13 protein-coding genes are annotated in these 17671 nt (G+C 41.5%); 10 read left to right on the top strand and 3 right to left on the bottom strand.

The genetic code is table 11. The annotated features are described in order from the left end of the window. Position 1: 1 nt before the first annotated feature. Positions 2–436, top strand: a complete 435-nt coding sequence (locus tag H5187_RS07285) for an FKBP-type peptidyl-prolyl cis-trans isomerase (RefSeq protein ID WP_145234141.1) — start codon at positions 2–4, stop codon at positions 434–436. A gap of 97 nt (positions 437–533) precedes the next feature. On the opposite strand, the gene H5187_RS07280 is transcribed toward H5187_RS07285, so the two are convergent. Then, on the bottom strand, positions 534–1544 hold the full coding sequence (locus H5187_RS07280) for an arabinan endo-1,5-alpha-L-arabinosidase (protein WP_149980056.1): 1011 nt from the start codon (positions 1542–1544) through the stop codon (positions 534–536). Between the two features lie 102 nt (positions 1545–1646). Here H5187_RS07280 and H5187_RS07275 point away from each other — a divergent pair, with 102 nt between their 5' ends. Continuing rightward, on the top strand, positions 1647–2675 hold the full coding sequence (locus tag H5187_RS07275) for a family 43 glycosylhydrolase (protein WP_182797673.1): 1029 nt from the start codon (positions 1647–1649) through the stop codon (positions 2673–2675). Between the two features lie 100 nt (positions 2676–2775). Here the strand turns inward: H5187_RS07275 and H5187_RS07270 are convergent, their stop codons facing one another. Further along, positions 2776–5988, bottom strand: coding sequence for a glycoside hydrolase family 88 protein (locus H5187_RS07270; protein ID WP_259401714.1), 3213 nt, complete (start codon positions 5986–5988; stop codon positions 2776–2778). Positions 5989–6112: 124 nt separating this feature from the next. Then, on the bottom strand, positions 6113–7741 hold the full coding sequence (locus tag H5187_RS07265; protein WP_145234135.1) for a sodium:solute symporter: 1629 nt from the start codon (positions 7739–7741) through the stop codon (positions 6113–6115). A gap of 247 nt (positions 7742–7988) precedes the next feature. Between H5187_RS07265 and H5187_RS07260 the strand changes: the two genes are divergently transcribed. The 8 genes from H5187_RS07260 (at position 7989) to H5187_RS07225 (ending at position 17645) form a co-directional block, all read left to right on the top strand. Continuing rightward, positions 7989–8720 (top strand): FadR/GntR family transcriptional regulator, encoded by a 732-nt coding sequence (locus H5187_RS07260; protein WP_145234132.1) that lies wholly within the window; start codon positions 7989–7991, stop codon positions 8718–8720. A gap of 41 nt (positions 8721–8761) precedes the next feature. Continuing rightward, positions 8762–9541 (top strand): SDR family NAD(P)-dependent oxidoreductase, encoded by a 780-nt coding sequence (locus tag H5187_RS07255; RefSeq protein ID WP_149980061.1) that lies wholly within the window; start codon positions 8762–8764, stop codon positions 9539–9541. Between the two features lie 98 nt (positions 9542–9639). Further along, positions 9640–10347: a sulfite exporter TauE/SafE family protein gene (locus tag H5187_RS07250; protein WP_145234128.1), complete on the top strand. Its 708-nt coding sequence runs from the start codon at positions 9640–9642 to the stop codon at positions 10345–10347. A gap of 39 nt (positions 10348–10386) precedes the next feature. Beyond that, the gene (locus H5187_RS07245; RefSeq protein ID WP_182761402.1) at positions 10387–11268 is read left to right on the top strand and encodes an SMP-30/gluconolactonase/LRE family protein; all 882 of its coding nucleotides are present in this window, start codon (positions 10387–10389) and stop codon (positions 11266–11268) included. A 76-nt stretch (positions 11269–11344) separates the two neighbouring features. Next, positions 11345–12562 (top strand): J domain-containing protein, encoded by a 1218-nt coding sequence (locus H5187_RS07240; RefSeq protein WP_182761401.1) that lies wholly within the window; start codon positions 11345–11347, stop codon positions 12560–12562. Positions 12563–12918: 356 nt separating this feature from the next. Beyond that, the gene (cas1f, locus tag H5187_RS07235) at positions 12919–13893 is read left to right on the top strand and encodes a type I-F CRISPR-associated endonuclease Cas1f (protein WP_182768117.1); all 975 of its coding nucleotides are present in this window, start codon (positions 12919–12921) and stop codon (positions 13891–13893) included. After that, on the top strand, positions 13890–17234 hold the full coding sequence (gene cas3f, locus H5187_RS07230) for a type I-F CRISPR-associated helicase Cas3f (RefSeq protein ID WP_182797672.1): 3345 nt from the start codon (positions 13890–13892) through the stop codon (positions 17232–17234). Before cas1f ends, cas3f begins: the two co-directional genes overlap by 4 nt. A gap of 207 nt (positions 17235–17441) precedes the next feature. Continuing rightward, entirely contained in the window at positions 17442–17645 is a 204-nt protein-coding gene (locus tag H5187_RS07225; protein WP_182797671.1) for a hypothetical protein, read from the top strand. Positions 17646–17671 lie beyond the last annotated feature (26 nt).

The following is a 17671-nucleotide window of genomic DNA, read 5'->3' as shown; positions in this document are numbered from 1 at the left end:
TATGAGTTTACAGCATTATGACGATGTGCATTCTAAAGTGAGTGTTCGGCGCTACCCGCTCGCAGAGCAATACATAACACAGCCTGGTGTGCATGTAACCGGCTCGGGTTTAATGTATCGAATTATTGAACTGGGAAGTGGCGAACCACCTTCATGGGATGCTACTGTTAAGGTGCAGCAACGCGTGATGACTGCAACAGGGCATGTGCTTTATGATACGCGGCAAATCGAGCAAGTGGCTGAGTATGAGATAGCAGAAGCAATTGAAGGTTTGCAAGAAGCACTCATGCTGATGCCTAAAGGCAGCCGTTATGAACTTTTGATTTTACCGCATCTAGCCTACGATATTTACAGTGTGGCACTGAATGAATCTTTAGCGACAAGCAGTGAGCAGCTTATTTTTATGGATATTAAACTCATTGATTTTAAAGAGTAATATTGGTGCTAGAGCAGTAATTCTTGTGTTAAGAATGCGATATATCAAAACAAAAAACCTGCAAAAAATGCAGGTTTTTAGTGGCTGTTCTTAAGTGTTACTTCTCAATCAGCTTAGTGGTGCGCTTGTTTAGATCTTTGCTATCAACTACTGGCCAGTTATCGTCCCAAGTCATCGGTAGAATACGTAATTTTTGTAAACCGTTATCAGCCGTTTCGTAAGCATGAAGTACTAAGTAATCTTTACCGTCAAAGGTATAAGCAGCATTATGACCAAGCGCTACCCAGTCTTTATTACCTTCGATCACCAGCGAACCACCGCCATTATTTAAGTCACGGCCTTCTTTATCAAGGTATGGGCCTTCTACGTTTTTACTGCGCCCTACACGGACATTGTAAGTGCTGTCTAAACCTTGGCAGCATTTATCAAACGACACAAATAGGTAGTAATAGCCATTCTTTTTAAAGATATATGGTGCTTCTACAGGTCCGTGTTCAGTGTTAGGGCGTGCTGAAATGCTATGCCATTCTTGTGGTTGTGCCAAACGTACCATATCATCGTCAAGTTTCACTAATTTAAGACCGCCCCAAAACGAACCAAAGCTCATCCATGGTGTACCATTGTCATCTTCAACAATCGCTGGATCTATGGCATTCCAGTTATCACGCTCAGGCACAGACTGTATAACTATACCGTGATCTATCCATTTATAATCTGGTGATTTAGGATCTAGAGTTTCGTTAACCGTTACACCGATCGCCGAGGTGTTTTTACCAAACGCAGACACAGAATAATAAAGGTAAAACTTGCCATCTTTTTGGTATACATCCGGCGCCCAAAGGTGGCCACCAAAGTCACTGGCAACTCGTTTTGCCCAGCTCGGCTCGTCTTTAAATACGCGCCCGGTAAGCTGCCAATTTTTCATGTCTTTGGATTCGTAATACGTGATCCCCATACCCGTGCTAAAGACGTAATAGGTATCGCCTTCTTTGGTCATTACAGGGTCGTGTACTTCAACTTGTTTAGCCATGGTATTACTTGCTAAACAAAGTAATGTGCTTGCACCGAGCAGTTTACATGTATGAGCGAACTTTTTTGCGTGTTTCATAGTTGCCTACCTTTTTATTTTAATCATTAAACTTATCAGCTACTATAATATATGTAATACAATATTAACAATGGAAATTAAACTATAAAAATAGGAAATACCATGGCCAAGAATCTGATTGCCACTGCAATTATAAGCGTACTTAGTATGTCATGCTTTTACAGTGTTGCAGAGGCAAATAATAGCCCAACATTAATGCCAATTGATAACCCGATTGTTTTGCAACGCGCAGATCCTTGGTTGGTCCGCGATGAAAAAACCGGTTGTTATACCTTTATTGGTACATCCCCTAAGTTTGACGAAATTGAATTACGTCAAGCTTGTAGACTTAATGACTTGAAACTAGCAGAGCCAAAAGTGATTTGGCATAAAAATGAAAAAGGCCCAATGAGTACCAATATTTGGGCACCAGAGCTACATAAAGTTGATGGCAGTTGGTATATTCATTTTGCAGCGGGTGATGTAGAAAAGCCGTTTAGTATTCGTATGTTTGTGCTTAAAAATGACAACAAAAATCCGATGAAGGGCCAATGGCAAGAAATGGGGCAATTAAAAACCCACCTTGATAGTTTTTCGTTGGATGCCACAACATTTAGCCACAACGGCAAACGCTATTTAGTTTGGGCACAACAAAACCAACCCGCAACGTACAACTCTGCATTGTGGATTGCACAAATGGACTCACCAACATCGATAAAAGAGCCAATAGTTAATATTTCAGAGCCAACACTTGATTGGGAAATTCAAGGCTATAAGGTGAATGAAGGTGCAGCAGTCATTAAGCATGGCAATAAAGTCATGTTAACTTATTCTGCCAGTGCCACCGATGATCGCTATGCAATGGGCTTGTTATGGGCCGATGCAGATGCTGATTTACTCGACCCCGCAAGCTGGCATAAAAAGCCACAGCCAATTTTTGCAAGTAACGAAAAAGTAGGGCGCTTTGGTCCAGGTCACAATAGTTTTGTAAAAGCAGAGGACGGTGTTACAGACTTATTAATTTACCACAGCCGTGATTATAAAGAGCTTAAAGGAACACCGTTAACAGATCCAAATCGCCATGCGCGAGCGCGTATAATAAAGTGGGATGACCAAGGATTTCCTATTCTTTCGCCAGAGTTTCCGGACTAATTATAGAGCTGATAATAAAAAAGGAGCCTGTGGCTCCTTTTTAATGAATTAGGGCTGATTACTCAACAATAATCCCTACAGCATCTAAATAATAGTCTGTTCAACTATTATATTGCCCTTGTAACCACATAATCACTTTATGTTGATCAGAGTTGACTATCATAGGGCGTAAATTTTCATTGTGCTTATCATGTGTTAACTGCTGCCACTGAATACTTTTAGTATCATCATCAAGCCCAATGTGTGCGCTAAATATTTGATGCGGCATTGATAAAGACTCACCTGTCGTAGGATTTACATTACTTGAAATAACCACGTGAGAAGGGTCGCTAGGATCCACAGTGATTAAGCCTGTATAGCTGGCTTCACGGTCATATAAACGGCTTCCTGCAAACGCAACTTCACGGTCATGCCATTTTTTGCCATCCCAAGATGCAATACGATAGCGCTGATCTTGATTATTTAAATAATAAGTATAAGCAACGTGTGGATAGCCTTTATCATCAAATGCTACTGAGCTGGTCCAAGCGCTTTTTTCAACACTTAAATCAACACCGCGGAAGGTTCCGCCGCCACCTTGAAATAATTTCTCTGCTTCGGAGGGTTTTAGCGGACCTTCCTTTTTCAGGTTTTTAATCAATGTGCCATCCACGTTATAGAAATTACCATCTCGAAACTCAGAATAATAAATGCTGTTACCAAAATCACGCGGATGAGCGTCAGTAAATGACAAACCTATGGTGTCTTTGCCATTCCCTGCATAGCGTGCATACGGTCTTTGTACGCCTGGGACTTCATTTTGAATGAGATGAACATGTTCATCGCTCCAGGTAGCACCATCGTCTTTTGATGTAACATACGTTGGATTCCAATCAATACCGCGATAAAGGTTATAAAGTGTTCCTTCATCGGATAAGTCATATAAGTTCATGTAGGTTACGTTGGCAGGACTTTGTATCGTTTTCTCTTCGCCCCAATTTAAAAAATTGTCAGAATTTGAAATACGGTAGTAATGTGCTTTTTCACTATTATGACGTGCGTAAACGGTTAATACACTGCCATCAGGACGCGCATAAAAAACCGGTGAGTTATGATCATCATGGTCAAATTCAGTTTTTAATGTGGTACGACCGAGTAGTTGCTTTTTATCAAGGTCGTAGACACCTACCGCAGCGTCACCCACACCATTGCCAGCAACGCTACCGATAATTAGTTTACCGTTTTGGATAATGGCGCGGGGATCTTGAAACCAACACCACCCTGCATTATGCATTAACGTTTGAATTGTATTGTGAGCGACGTGTTTTTTTGGTTTTTCATCTTCAAGTAGTTTATACACTTCACTACCGGCTGCTAAAAATGCTCCAACACCATACACTTCAGTGTAATCTGGAAATGAATCTCCAGGAGCTGCGCCTACAGGCTGTACGAAGGCGAGCATGCCTTCAGCGGTGACTGAATTTTGCAGCGCTTGCCATGCTTTCATTAACGCTGGACGGTAAGTGACTTTATCTAAGTAACCTTGGTTGATACCCCATGCAATACCATATGCATAAAACGACGTACCGCTGGTTTCTTTTATTGGGTAACCTTCGGTTCCACCTAATAATCCCATTGACCATGTGCCATCTTCACGTTGGATTTCAATTAAACGTGCCGCCATTTTTTTATACAAATTAATGTAAAAATCGCGCTTTTCCCAAGTAACTGGTAAGTCAGGTATCATCAAAGCTAATCCACCAAATACCCAGCCATTGCCACGAGCCCAAAAAACGTCTTCGCCATTTTTTTCGTGTTTATCAAAGAAACTAGAATCACGCCAAAATAGCTGATCTTTCTCACTCCACAATAGGTCATACGTGGCGTGGTACTCTTGATCCATAAAGTCTAAGTATTTTTCTTCACCGGTAATTTTAGCTAAACGTGCCCATACAGGCGGTGCCATAAATAATGCATCACACCAGCCCCAACGATCATGGGCATGAGTATTTTCGGCAAGCCAATCAAGTGTGCCGGTTTTTGGGTGAGCCAAAATCCAATCAAATTGCTTACGTGTTGGTTCAAGCATTTCTGGTTGGTGGAAGTCTTCGTATAAAGACAGATAAAATTGACCTACCGTTTGATCATCGGCGTGATAAGGGCGCTGGTGAAGTTTCCAGTCATTTCGCTGACCAATTTCCATTAAAAAGTTTGTATATTTATCATCATCAGCAATTTTACGCCATTCGTTCATACCCGCGTAAAGGGCACCATGATGCCACTCTAAATCATGATATTGCTCGCGATTCATCCACTGTGGTGGTTTGCGTGGCAGCGCGCGGTATTTACCTTCTTCGTCAAAATGTGCAATTTGCCAGTCTGCTACTTTTTTCGTTAATGACTTTACAGATTCTGCGGTTACTTGTTTGTTTTTATCTTTGGCTAAATAGTTACTCGCATAATCTTGCCATTGTTTGAAGGTTGTTATATCACCCGCTTTTGACCAAGCAAAACCAGCATAATAGGTAATTTCACCCGCTTTATTCGTTTGCGCAACAAGCAGTGCATGCGAACGATCTTTCTTATCACTTTGTTGTAAAATATAGTGAGTGTGGGTAAATTTAGGTAATAGTACAGATGTACCCACTTGGCTACCGTCAATGGTTTCCCACGTTGTTATTGCATCACCTTCAGAGTTTACATGTGCTTGTGCTTTACCATCATGGGTAGTGACACCCACAGCAACTTTAAGTTGAATGGGTTGACCATTGTGCGTAAATTGGCTGTGTACTTTATAAAATTGGCTACCTTTTTCAAGTGTGTAGCGTTTTTTCTCGGTGATGTCTTTATCGTTATACTGGTAAGTGAGCTCAAAAACGACTTTATCAGCGGTTTTTTCTATTATTGAATAATCAGTATACACATTGGGCTGTATCAGTCTGTCGCTTTTATCGGCATTTTCATCCCATAGGGCCATTGAGCCACAGCCTAATGAATTACCAACATGATAAGGGTCGTAACCTTCACCATGATCTTCATGATAAGAGATACCTTCTCGTTCTCCTTTATACCATTTATTAATAATTGGGTAATCAACCCGTTTAAGCCAGCAGTAAGTACCGTTGTTTTCAGCAGAGTCTGTTAAAGCAGGCCCATAAACGCGAAAGGCAACCTTATCATTTTCAAACGCAAAGTCGTCCATACGCTCAGGAACAAAGCGTGCTTCTACACTTTTTTGGGGAATTATTGAGGAGCAGCTACTGAGTAATACTAGAGAACTTATAGATGCAATTTTAAGCAGAGTGTTCATCATCACCACTTTATGATTGTTCATTAATTGGCACTGAGGCTAACAACACGAGAGGAAGCTAGGTAGCCTGATTAATGAGTGTCTTTATCTGTGTGCAAAAAAGGGAGTGATAACACTCCCTATAAACGTGGGAACAACTAATTAAGTTTTACCAGAAGCGGTAGTAAATAAACGCAGTGATACCGATGATCCCCGCAGTATGAATGTAATCCCACTTATCTAATCCGGCAGCCACTTCTTTTAAAGTATCTTTGCCGATACTTGAGAAGGTTAAGCCTTTAAGCTGCTCTTCACTGGCGGGTTTAGTGAAAAAACTCACCACAATCATTATCACTACCACCACTACAAACAGTAAAATACAGTAGTAAAGCCAATTCATGTCGGTGATCCACGCAAGCGGTGTACCGCTGATAGCATCTTTGAAAGGCAATAGTACTAATCTGATCATACCTAACACAAACCCAGACACTAAACCGATAAAACCAGCATCAGGAGTAAAACGTTTACTGCATATACCTAGCAAGAACACGGCGGCAATACCTGGAGCTATTAACGATTGAACGCTTTGTAAATACTCATAAAGTACATCAGCAATTAAGCTCATAATAGGGATCCACAGTAAGCCTAAAATAACAATTGCAACGGTTGCTAAGCGGCCAACTTTTAGCAGATGCTTTTCGCTCGATTCGGGTTTGAATTTTTTATAGAAATCGATAGTAAATAACGTCGCTGATGAGTTAAATAACGACGCTAACGAGCTCATTAATGCTGCAACGAGGCCACCAATTACGATGCCTTTGACGCCGGATGGGAGTAACTCGGCAACCAATGTAGGAAACGCTTGGTCCGCACTGTCATAACTAATAATGCCTTTAACTTTTAGTGCATAGGCAATCATGCCCGGTACTAAAAAGATAAAAATAGGCAATAGCTTTAAGTAACCTGCAAACATAGTACCGCGACGAGCTTCTTTAATGCCTTTCGCCGACAGTACCCGTTGTACAATATATTGGTCTGTACACCAGTACCAAAAACCAATGATAAATGAACCAAATACGATCCCCGGCCACGGAAACTCGGTATCTGAGGCACTGCGAATTAAATGCATGTTCATATCGTTTATGCGTTCAACTTCAGACCACCCGCCGACTTTATCCAAACCGACAACTAAGATCACCACAGAGCCAATAATAAGTACTGGCGTTTGTAAAACAGAGGTCCACATGATGGCTTTCATACCCCCGAGTACAGTATAGATACCGGTGATCACTACTAAAGCAATGGCTGAGATCCAGAAGAAATCAATGCCCCAAATGCTTTCAATTCCTAAAATAGTTTTAAACGCGATGCCGCCAGCATAAACAGTCACCGCAACTTTAGTCAGTACATAACTGATCAAGGAAATAACCGATAAAAAAGTGCGTGATTTTGAATTATAGCGGCGCTCTAAAAACTCCGGCATGGTATATACTTTACTGCTCCAGTAAAAAGGCACAAACACCCAACCAAGTAATAAAATAATCCACGATTGCATTTCCCAGTGGGCTAATGCCATTCCCGATTGTGCACCTGCACCAGATAAACCAACGAGGTGTTCTGAGCCAATATTCGAGGCAAAAATTGACGCACCAATAACTAACCAACTCGCATTACGCCCAGCTAAAAAATAATCTGTAGTATCTTCTTCTTTTTGTCTCATCGAGACGACGACAACGGCTAATAACAAGACAAAAAATCCCGCTAACACTAGCCAGTCGAGTGTACTTAATTCGATCATCTTTAATTCCATCTAAGCCCGGAGATCAATCCGGATTATTTGTGTGTATAAAAATATTATAATACAAATGAGATGAATGAAAGAGATTTGTTAAAAATTAGTAATGCTTTAAATTTTTATGTTTTCAGCAATTACACAGTTCAAACAGCGGAAAAAAGTATTTACAGTAGCATTGTCAAAGATTTGCCTGATGACGCGGTAAGGTTATAGTAGTATCATAGAATAAGTATTTTTAAAGGAACTGTTTATGGCACGCATTGAAAATTTAAATTTGTCGCAACAGGTAACCAATGAGTTAGGTAAAGCCATTATTAATGGTCATTACACTGCTGAAACGGGTTTACCTACTGAAGCAAAATTATGTGAAGAGTATGGCATTAGTCGTACTGCTATTCGTGAAGCAGTAAAAATGCTTGCTGCAAAAGGGCTTATTTCATCGCGCCCGCGCCAAGGCATTCGGGTTGAACCAGCAAACACATGGAATTTATACGACACCAGCGTATTAAAATGGTTGCTTGATAGTAGCCCGACCTTGTATGTGTTAAAAGAATTTTTACAAGTACGCTTAGCTATTGAACCACAAGCAGCGGCACTTGCAGCAAGACGTGCTGATAAAGGCGCAATTGCAGAGATTGCGATTGCAGTTGAAAAAATGCAAGCGGCGGCTGATGCCTCCGATGGCGAAATCCATGAAAGTGATTTAGCTTTTCATACAGCAATTTTGTTTGCCAGCGGTAATCGTTTTTTCTTTCAATTGCGTGATTTTATTTGTACTGCTCTTAACGTTAGTATTCAGCATACAACACCCGCGAAAGGTAATAAAAAAGCCATTGCGGATGAACACTTTAAAGTGTATCAAGCAATTTTAAATGGTGAGCCTGAGCGCGCTAAAAACATGATGACGTATATGATTGACGAAGCTATGTCATTTATTGAAAAAGAAATAGCTGAAAAAGAGTCACAAAACGAATCGAAATAACCATGTTTTGTTAATGAATTATCTTAATACTTAAGGAAATCATGCCAGTCTCAACATCACACACAACAAGTTATCCAAGTCTCGCTGGTAAAAGTGTTTTTATTACCGGCGGTGCAACAGGGATCGGTGAAGTCATGGTAAAGCGCTTTTGTCAGCAGCATGCAAAAGTAACTTTTATTGATATTGCCAAACAGCAAGGTGAGCAATTGTGTAGCCAGTTAGCTGGCCAGTATCGCTTTGATCCGCAGTATATTTACTGTGATCTTCGTGACATTGAACAATTAAAAGCCGCTATTGAAACAACGGGCAAAACACAAGGTGAGATCAGCGTATTGATCAATAATGCGGCTGACGATACTCGCCACGTTGCCGATACCATGAGTGTTGAATACTGGGATGATAAGTTAGCCGTTAATTTACGGCCTTGTTTTTTTTCGGCGCAAGCTGTTGCCCCGCAAATGCAGCGAATTGGTGGTGGTAGTATTATTAATATGGGTTCAGTGAGTTGGCGTATTAAGCAAACTGGCATGCCTGCTTACACCACGGCAAAAGCCGGGATCGAAGGACTAACCCGTTCATTAGCTGCGACTTATGGTAAAGATAATATTCGTATTAACACCTTAGTACCTGGCTGGGTGATGACCGAGCGACAAATAACGCATTGGTTAACTCCAGATATGATTGAAGATGTTAGACATAATCAATGTATAAATGAAACATTACAGGCCGATGATATTGTCAATGCCGCATTATTTTTAGCCGCAGACGACAGTAAAATGATGACCGCACAATCACTTGTTGTTGATGCTGGTTGGACTTAAAATTCAATAAAAAATTTACCTAACGCCAATGATATTATAATATTAGGATATTCTTGTCTGTAAATTAGTCAAACCTAGTTAAATAAGGTAGTAACGCGTTGCCCGATATCGTATTAGTTTATTTTATATTAATAATAGGCGCATGCTTGCAATGCGTGATTGGGTTTGGTCTTGGCTTATTGTGCGCACCTATTTTATACTGGCTTATGCCAGAGTTAGTGCCAGGGCCAATGATTTTAAATGCTTTATTACTCACCTCAATTCTTGCCATAAAGCACCGTGGCGCAATAGATCTAAAGCAAACCGGCTATTCAATTTTTGGTGGCGCCGTAGGAGTGTTAATTGCTGCAGCGGTAATGTTGCATGTTGATCCCCATCAGTATCGTATTTTACTCGGTTGTTGTTTACTAATTGCAGTTGCGTTATCACTTACAGGTTGGTCGCCTAAGCTTACCTTTATCTCTAATGTACTGGCATCACTAGCATCCGGTTTTATTGGTACCACCACATCCGCAGGCGGCGCTCCGATGGGACTACTTTATCAAGCGCAAAATAAAGATAAAATCAAAGCTAACTTAAGTATTTTCTTCGTGTTTATTAATTTATTTGGGATCACTGCGCTGCTGCTTACGGGCACCGCTGACTCTAATGACTTACTGCTATTTATTGAATGCTTACCCGCCATTTTAATTGGTTGGGGGCTTTCATACTTGTTAAATAATACAATTAATGAACAAGCCACGCGTATTTTAATTATTATTGTGGCGACTTTTTCAGGGCTGGCACTGATTTTCTTTCAACGTTAAAATAGCGCAATAAACTCACATGCTGTTTTAAGGTAAATAATGGCGATTAACTCGATTAAAATGATCATTCCTTGCCAATGTTTACTTGGCGAAGGGCCATATTACAGCGCATCGCTAAAGTGTTTATTTTGGGTCGATATTTTAGACAAACTACTTTACCGTTTTGATTGCCAGCAACAAACAGTGTGCCGTTACCCGATGGAGCAGGCTATTTGTTGGATCATGGAAACCACCGAACAGCGTTTAATCGCAGGTTTTGAGCGCGGCATTTATTACCTTGATAACAACACATTCCAACCTAGTGAGCTGTATCCACTGGCTACTCTTGCAGTAAATAATCGTTTAAATGATGCCAAAACCGACCGCAACGGGCATGTGTTTTTTGGTACGATGGATAAACATGAACAACACAATACTGGGGCGTTGTATCGCTTTGGTCAGCAACAAACGCCAACCATTGTTGATAGCAATTATGTGATCAGTAATGGCCCTGCAATAAGTAAAAACGGCCGTATTTTATATTCAACAGAATCATCCACCCGCACTATTTATCAATTTGATTTAAATGAGCAAGGTGAGCTTAGCAATAAGCGAGTATTTGTAAAATTTGACGAGACAATGGGCTTTCCCGATGGCATGACAGTCGATAACGACAATCACTTGTGGGTCGCGTCTTGGAATGGCCACGGCCTTTATCGTTTTTGTGAAAATGGCACTATCGTGCATTTTTATCGACTTCCCGCACCTAGGATCACCAGCCTCACTTTTTTTGGCGATGACCTAACAACCATCGCCGTTACCTCCGCCCGTACTGGCCTAGAACCTGAGATACTAAAACAATACCCCTACAGCGGCGCCGTATTTATTTTACAAGCCGATATACAAGGAATAGCAGAAACGCCTGCCCAGCTGTGTTCATAATCAGCCAAGAGGTCTTTTTCAGTGCAATGATAAAATGTTAGTATTCCCACATATATATTTGCATAAATGAGTTGCTATGAAGACAAACACTACTTTTTTACAAAATGTAAAACAACAAACCACAGCAAAACCAAGCTCAGAGTTAGAGCGTCTGTGGCAACGCATAGAAAAGCACACTAAACGTAACGCTAATTTTGATACTAAAAAGCAAGGTTTATTTATTCAGTTTAAAGAGCAAGTAGAACCGCACGAACAGCATCAAGCACAAATGATTGCACAGCAGATTTGTCATTTGAGCCAATTTATTCCACGCAAAAGCTTAACCGATGAGCAGCGAAATGAGCTTGTGGATTGGATAAATGCAGATTTAGATTACTTAGCAAGCCATCCGTTTACTGGTCACTTAGATATGGAAACAATATCACACACTTTTAAATTTCATTTAGGTAAGCACAATCAAGAAGCGGTAAACGACATCCCATCGTCAGAGCTTAATGTTTTCAGAACCATGCTGCAGCAAGATTTTCCTGGTTTAGAGTTAACAGATGAACAATTAAAGGAAATTACGCTTGATCCTCAACTGCTCTATAAACACCTAGACGAACAAGGTTTTGGTGATACCCAAGAGCCTGACTCAGAAAGCACAGATGATCCCTTTAATGCCGGCGATGCGCAAAGCGATGATGATGAAGATTGGGATGATTTTTTTGACCAATTTGAGCGGTTTGATCGTGATGAAATTAAACAACAAAGAACCGATGCAAAATTAGAAAAGCTATTTAAAAGCTCACAGCTTAACAAAATGTACAAACGCTTAGCGTCAAAATTACACCCCGATAAAGAGCCAGACCCAACTAAAAAAGCCCAAAAGCACGCGCTAATGCAACAACTAAGCGAAGCACGTAAAGCAAAAGATGGCTTTACCTTATTACAGCTTTATATTACGCATTTTGACGATGATGTGGACTTTGATGAAGAAACCAAAGCAAACCTAGTACCATTACTGCAAAATAAAATAGCCGAGCTAAATGCGCTTCATCGCAGGCAAAAAGAAGGCAACGATGAACATACACTCGTATGGCGTAAATTTAACGGCCGTAGTAAAGCACAGATCAAAGAAAATTTTGCAGATCATATAGCAGCTTTAAATAATGAATGCGATGAAATTACTGAACGCTTAAGCTATTGCACAACAGTAAAAGTACTCAAAGAAGAACTAAACGATCGGATTTTAGATAAACGCCATATGCCCATGTCATTAGAGGCTGCGTTCGAAAGTATGTTTAACCTTTGATCTAAAACAAGTCATTCAAGCAGAAAAGGAATTCAGCTTGTAATCAATGGTTTTTCTGATAACTTGGAATAACAATAAAAAATAATAGTGCAGGGAACGCATGGTTGAAACAACCGATCAAAATAGCCAGCCACTTAACTACAATATCCAACAACGGTTTCATTTTATAGAGCTCATTATTCAATGGGAAGGACGCCTGACAACCAATCATTTACAGCAACATTTTGGTATAAGCCGCTCTAATGCATCCCAGCTAATTCAAGATTATTTAGCGCTCAACCCACACAGTTTAATTTACAACAACTCGCTAAAAGGGTATCAAACAAGCGTAAGATTAACTCATAAAGGAATCGATAATGGAACAGTTCTCACCATCGGATATGAAAACCATATTGCACTCCAAACGAGCCAATATGTATTACCTCGAATATTGTCGTATTTTGGTGAAAGATGGCCGAGTGGAATATGTTACTGATGAAGGGAAGCAATCTCTTTATTGGAATATCCCGATTGCCAACACAACTTGTCTTCTTCTAGGAAATGGTACATCGATTACTCAAGCCGCTGTCCGAGAGTTAGCAAAATCCGGTGTACTGATCGGTTTTTGTGGTGGCGGTGGAGCACCTCTGTTTTCCAGCAATGAAGTCGATTTTGATGTGTCTTTTTTTAGCCCGCAAAGTGAATATCGCCCTGTTGAATATCTTCAATCTTGGGTGTCGTTTTGGTTTGATGAAGAGAAACGCCTAGCAGCCGCCAAGCAAATTCAAACCCTTCGGATTGAATACACGAGACAACAGTGGGCGAACAATTCAGCCCTAAAAGACGCTGGTATTGTAATTAGCATAGCAGACCTGAATAAAGCCTTGGATGGCTTTGAACAAGCGGTTGCGAAAGTATCCCATACTCAAGAGCTCATGCTAGCCGAAGCAAGGCTAACCAAAACCCTCTATAAAATTATTTGTGCTGTCACAGGCTATAACGACTTCAAGCGTGTGAAGCAGGGTGCTGGTGTGGATCTTGCCAATCGCTTTTTAGATCATGGTAACTACCTTGCCTATGGCTTAGGCGCTACCGCCACTTGGGTATTAGGTTTACCTCACGGGTTATCAGTGCTTCACGGTAAAACCCGTCGTGGTGGCTTAGTGTTTGATGCCGCAGATTTAGTAAAAGACGGCATCATTCTCCCACAAGCGTTTATTAGCGCCATGAATGGCGACAGCGAACAAGAATTTCGCCAAGCTTGTATCACTAACATTCGTCGGTGTGAATCCCTCGATTATATGATCGACAGTCTCAAGCAAATCAGTGAAATGCTTGGGGAAAAGCAATGAACATCCTTCTCGTCTCCCAATGCTCTAAAAAAGCCTTAAAAGAAACTCGCCGCGTCATTGATCAGTTTGCAGAGCGAACAGGTGATCGAACATGGCAAACCGCAATAACGGAACAAGGCCTAACAACGTTACGTAAATTACTCAAAAAAACGGCACGTCGAAATACGTCTGTGGCGTGCCATTGGATTCGTGGTCGTAACAGAACAGAATTGAAATGGTTGGTGGGCAACCCTCGTCGTTTTAATGAATGGGGAAGTGTGCCAACTAATGTCACAGGGCGAGATATTTTGCGTTCTGGCGATGAAAACACATGGCAAACAGCGGAAGACATCCGAGTGCTGGCTGGTATCGCAGCGTTGTTTCATGATTTTGGTAAAGCTAATAAAGCCTTTCAAGACAAGCTCAACCCTAAAAAGAAAACGCAAAGCTACGAACCGTATCGCCATGAATGGGTATCTGTACGATTATTTGAAGCTTTCGTGCTGCACGCGATTGAAGGTGTGGAGAAAAGTAAGCAAGACGCAACATGGTTAACCTTGTTAGGTAACTTGCCGGACGACATTGAAAGCAAAGTGATGGCGAACATTAAAAAAGACGGAATCGATACAAAAATCTATTCGCCATTATGTTTGCTTCCACCTGTTGCCAAAGCCGTAGCTTGGCTGATTCTATCCCACCATAAATTGCCAGAGCCTTTAGATAACAATACCGATTATGTAAAGTATCCAGAGTTATTAATGGATGATTATATCGATGCAGGCTGGAACTCCCCGCAATGCAGCAATAAAGATTGGAAGCCTACTGAAATAGAAGCGGTTTGGAATTTTTCAAAAGGCTCGCCATTTTGCAGTAAGGTTTGGCGTGAGCGTGTTAGTCGCATCGCATCGCAAGGTGTCAAGCGTACGCAGTTACTTATGCAAGATTGGCTGAACCAACCATTTTCATTGCATCTCGCCCGACTTAGCTTGATGTTGGGCGATCACTATTATTCCTCACAAAAGTCCATTGGCCCTAAGAATTCATGGCATGACAACAAAGGTTACAAAGGTGTTTATGCCAACACATGGCGCGAGCGAGGCAGTCGTGACAATGGAAACTACAATCAAACCTTAGATGAACACCTGATTGGTGTCTACCGTCATAGTCATCAGATCGTACGGTCTTTGTCCTCGTTAAAAGAATCCTTACCTGTCATCACTCGACATCCCGAATTGAAAAAGCGCACGCTAGACAGTCGTTTCGCTTGGCAAAATAAAGCCTACGAATTAGCGGTCAGTGTTAGAGATAAAGCAAAACAGCATGGTTTTTTTGGGGTGAATGTCGCGTCCACTGGCAAAGGCAAAACCTTTGCCAACGCGCGTATTATGTATGGCCTTGCGGATGATAGAAAAGGGTGCCGATTCAGTGTGGCGCTTGGGTTACGTACATTGACCCTACAAACCGGTGATGCCTTTAAAGAGTTATTACGACTCGACGACGAAGATTTAGCGGTTCTCATTGGCTCCAAAGCCGTGAAAGATTTGCATGAGCAAGCGAAAACCAAGCGGGTGCTAGAAGAAGAAAGCCAACAGGAAGCCTTGTTAGGGTCAGAATCTGCCAATGATTTTAGCGATCAAGACAGCTACGTCAGCTACGAAGGTATGTTAGGCGACGGGCCGTTATCGCGTTGGTTAGAAAACTCGCCCAAAAATAACAAGTTGGTGAATGCGCCCGTGTTGGTAAGTACCATCGATCACCTAATGCCATCGACCGAAGGCAGCCGAGGCGGCAAACAAATAGCGCCCATGCTGCGCTTGCTAACCTCTGATTTAGTGTTGGATGAACCCGATGACTTTGGTTTGGAAGATTTACCTGCTTTGTGCCGATTGGTGAATTGGGCAGGCATGTTAGGATCGAATGTATTGCTTTCATCAGCGACATTACCGCCCGATTTGATCAATGCGTTATTCGCCGCGTATCTTGCTGGCCGCAAACATTACGAAGCCGCTGTCAGTGTGAATCCCAGCCAAACGCCTAATGTGGTCTGTGCTTGGTTTGATGAATTTCGCAGTGATTCCATTCAAGCCAGTGAATGTTCTGCCTTTTCTGAACAGCATCAACAGCTCATGGCAAAGCGTGCTGAAAAATTGCTTGCGCAATCTATTAAGCGGCGTGTCGAATTAATCGAATGTAATAGCGATGGCGACGAGCCTAGTGCTATTCAAACCGTGTCGAACCGTATTCATCAAAGCATTCTGGCACTTCATCATGCTCACAATCACTCGCACCCAAGTTTGTCTGCCAAAGCCAGTTTTGGCCTAGTGCGAATGGCCAACATCAACCCCTTGGTGGCCGTTGCAAAAAGTTTGATAAATACACCAAGTCCAAAAGGGGTTCAGATCCATTATTGTGTTTACCATAGTCAATTTCTTTTATTGCAGCGCTCCGCCATTGAACACATGCTTGATAGCGTATTAAACCGAAAAGATCCAAACACCATTTGGGCGCAGCCTAGCGTAAGTGCTGCGCTGAAAGCTCACCCAAATGATCAGCATATTTTTGTTGTGCTTGGTAGTCCAGTAACTGAAGTGGGCAGGGATCATTCCTACGATTGGGCCGTAGTGGAGCCTTCGTCAATTCGTTCCCTGATCCAACTAGCAGGACGAGTATTGCGACATTCAGACACTACAGTGGAAACGGCTAATATTCACTTGCTTAATCAAAATGTTCGCGCAATGAAAAATGAAAAAGCCGCCTACACAAGGCCAGGTTTTGAAAGCGCAGCGCTCTTGTTAGAGAGTCATAAACTACAAGATGTATTAGCGGCTAATGAATATCAAACTATCAATGCCTTACCACGGATCCAAAAGCGTGACGAGCTAATGCCAAATAAGCGCTTTGTGGATTTAGAGCATGCGGCGCTGCATTCTCAGCTGTGGGGAAAAGATAAAGAGAACGGCGAAGCCTTTGCTAGCTTATGGTGGGACAAGCCCTGCCATTGGACTAATCATCTACAGCGCAAATTGCCATTTCGTCGCCATACGCCAGATGAATCCTATTGCTTTTATTTAGAAGAAGAATACGACGAACCCACTATGCACCGCTGGCACGACAGCGGTGAATTAAAAGCCGACGACAAACAAAGCTTTCAGCGTGACCAAGCGCATACATTCGCCATTGGCGTTCATAACTGGATAAAAGACTTTGATTATCAAAGTGCATTAATTGCTTTAGCGGATGAACTCAATAAAGAACTTAGCGAGGCATCGATGCAATTTGGCGCGATTCGGTTACGAAAGAGTGGCGAGAATGACGTGTGGCAACAGAGTAGTGTATTGGGATTCTACAAACCTTCTTATTAGAAGGTTTGTAGAGCCGCTTATTCAGCGGTGTAGCTATAATTTACAAGAAAAGCCTTGTCTTTAATTTCTGAGCTGCTTTTCAGCAGTGTCAGAGATTGTAAGCTAAATATTTTAAAAAGTGAAAATTAAATTAATAAAAGCCTTGTTTTTAAGGTTGATTATTTTTGTCTTTGTACATATATTATCCAATATTATGTTGGGTAATATATGTTTGATTTTGAGAGCGAAGAAGTCAGTAAAGAAGAAAACGACGGTAAAACGGGCAATAAGAAAATCAAGCGAAAGAAAAGAAAGGTCTTCCGTTTTAGTATTCAGGAAGATGTAACAGGAATGGTTATTTACTCAGCGTTTGTTGTACTGGGTGGAACGGTACTCGATTGGTTTGATCAGGTAAGTAACGTGTTTATTTAGATAATTTCTATAGTGAATAGCAGGAG

The sequence above is a fragment of the Pseudoalteromonas sp. SG44-1 genome, assembly GCF_014164315.1.
Taxonomy (GTDB): domain Bacteria; phylum Pseudomonadota; class Gammaproteobacteria; order Enterobacterales; family Alteromonadaceae; genus Pseudoalteromonas; species Pseudoalteromonas rhizosphaerae.
Note: the sequence above shows the minus strand (reverse complement) of the source record. Positions and strands in the feature narration are given on the sequence as shown.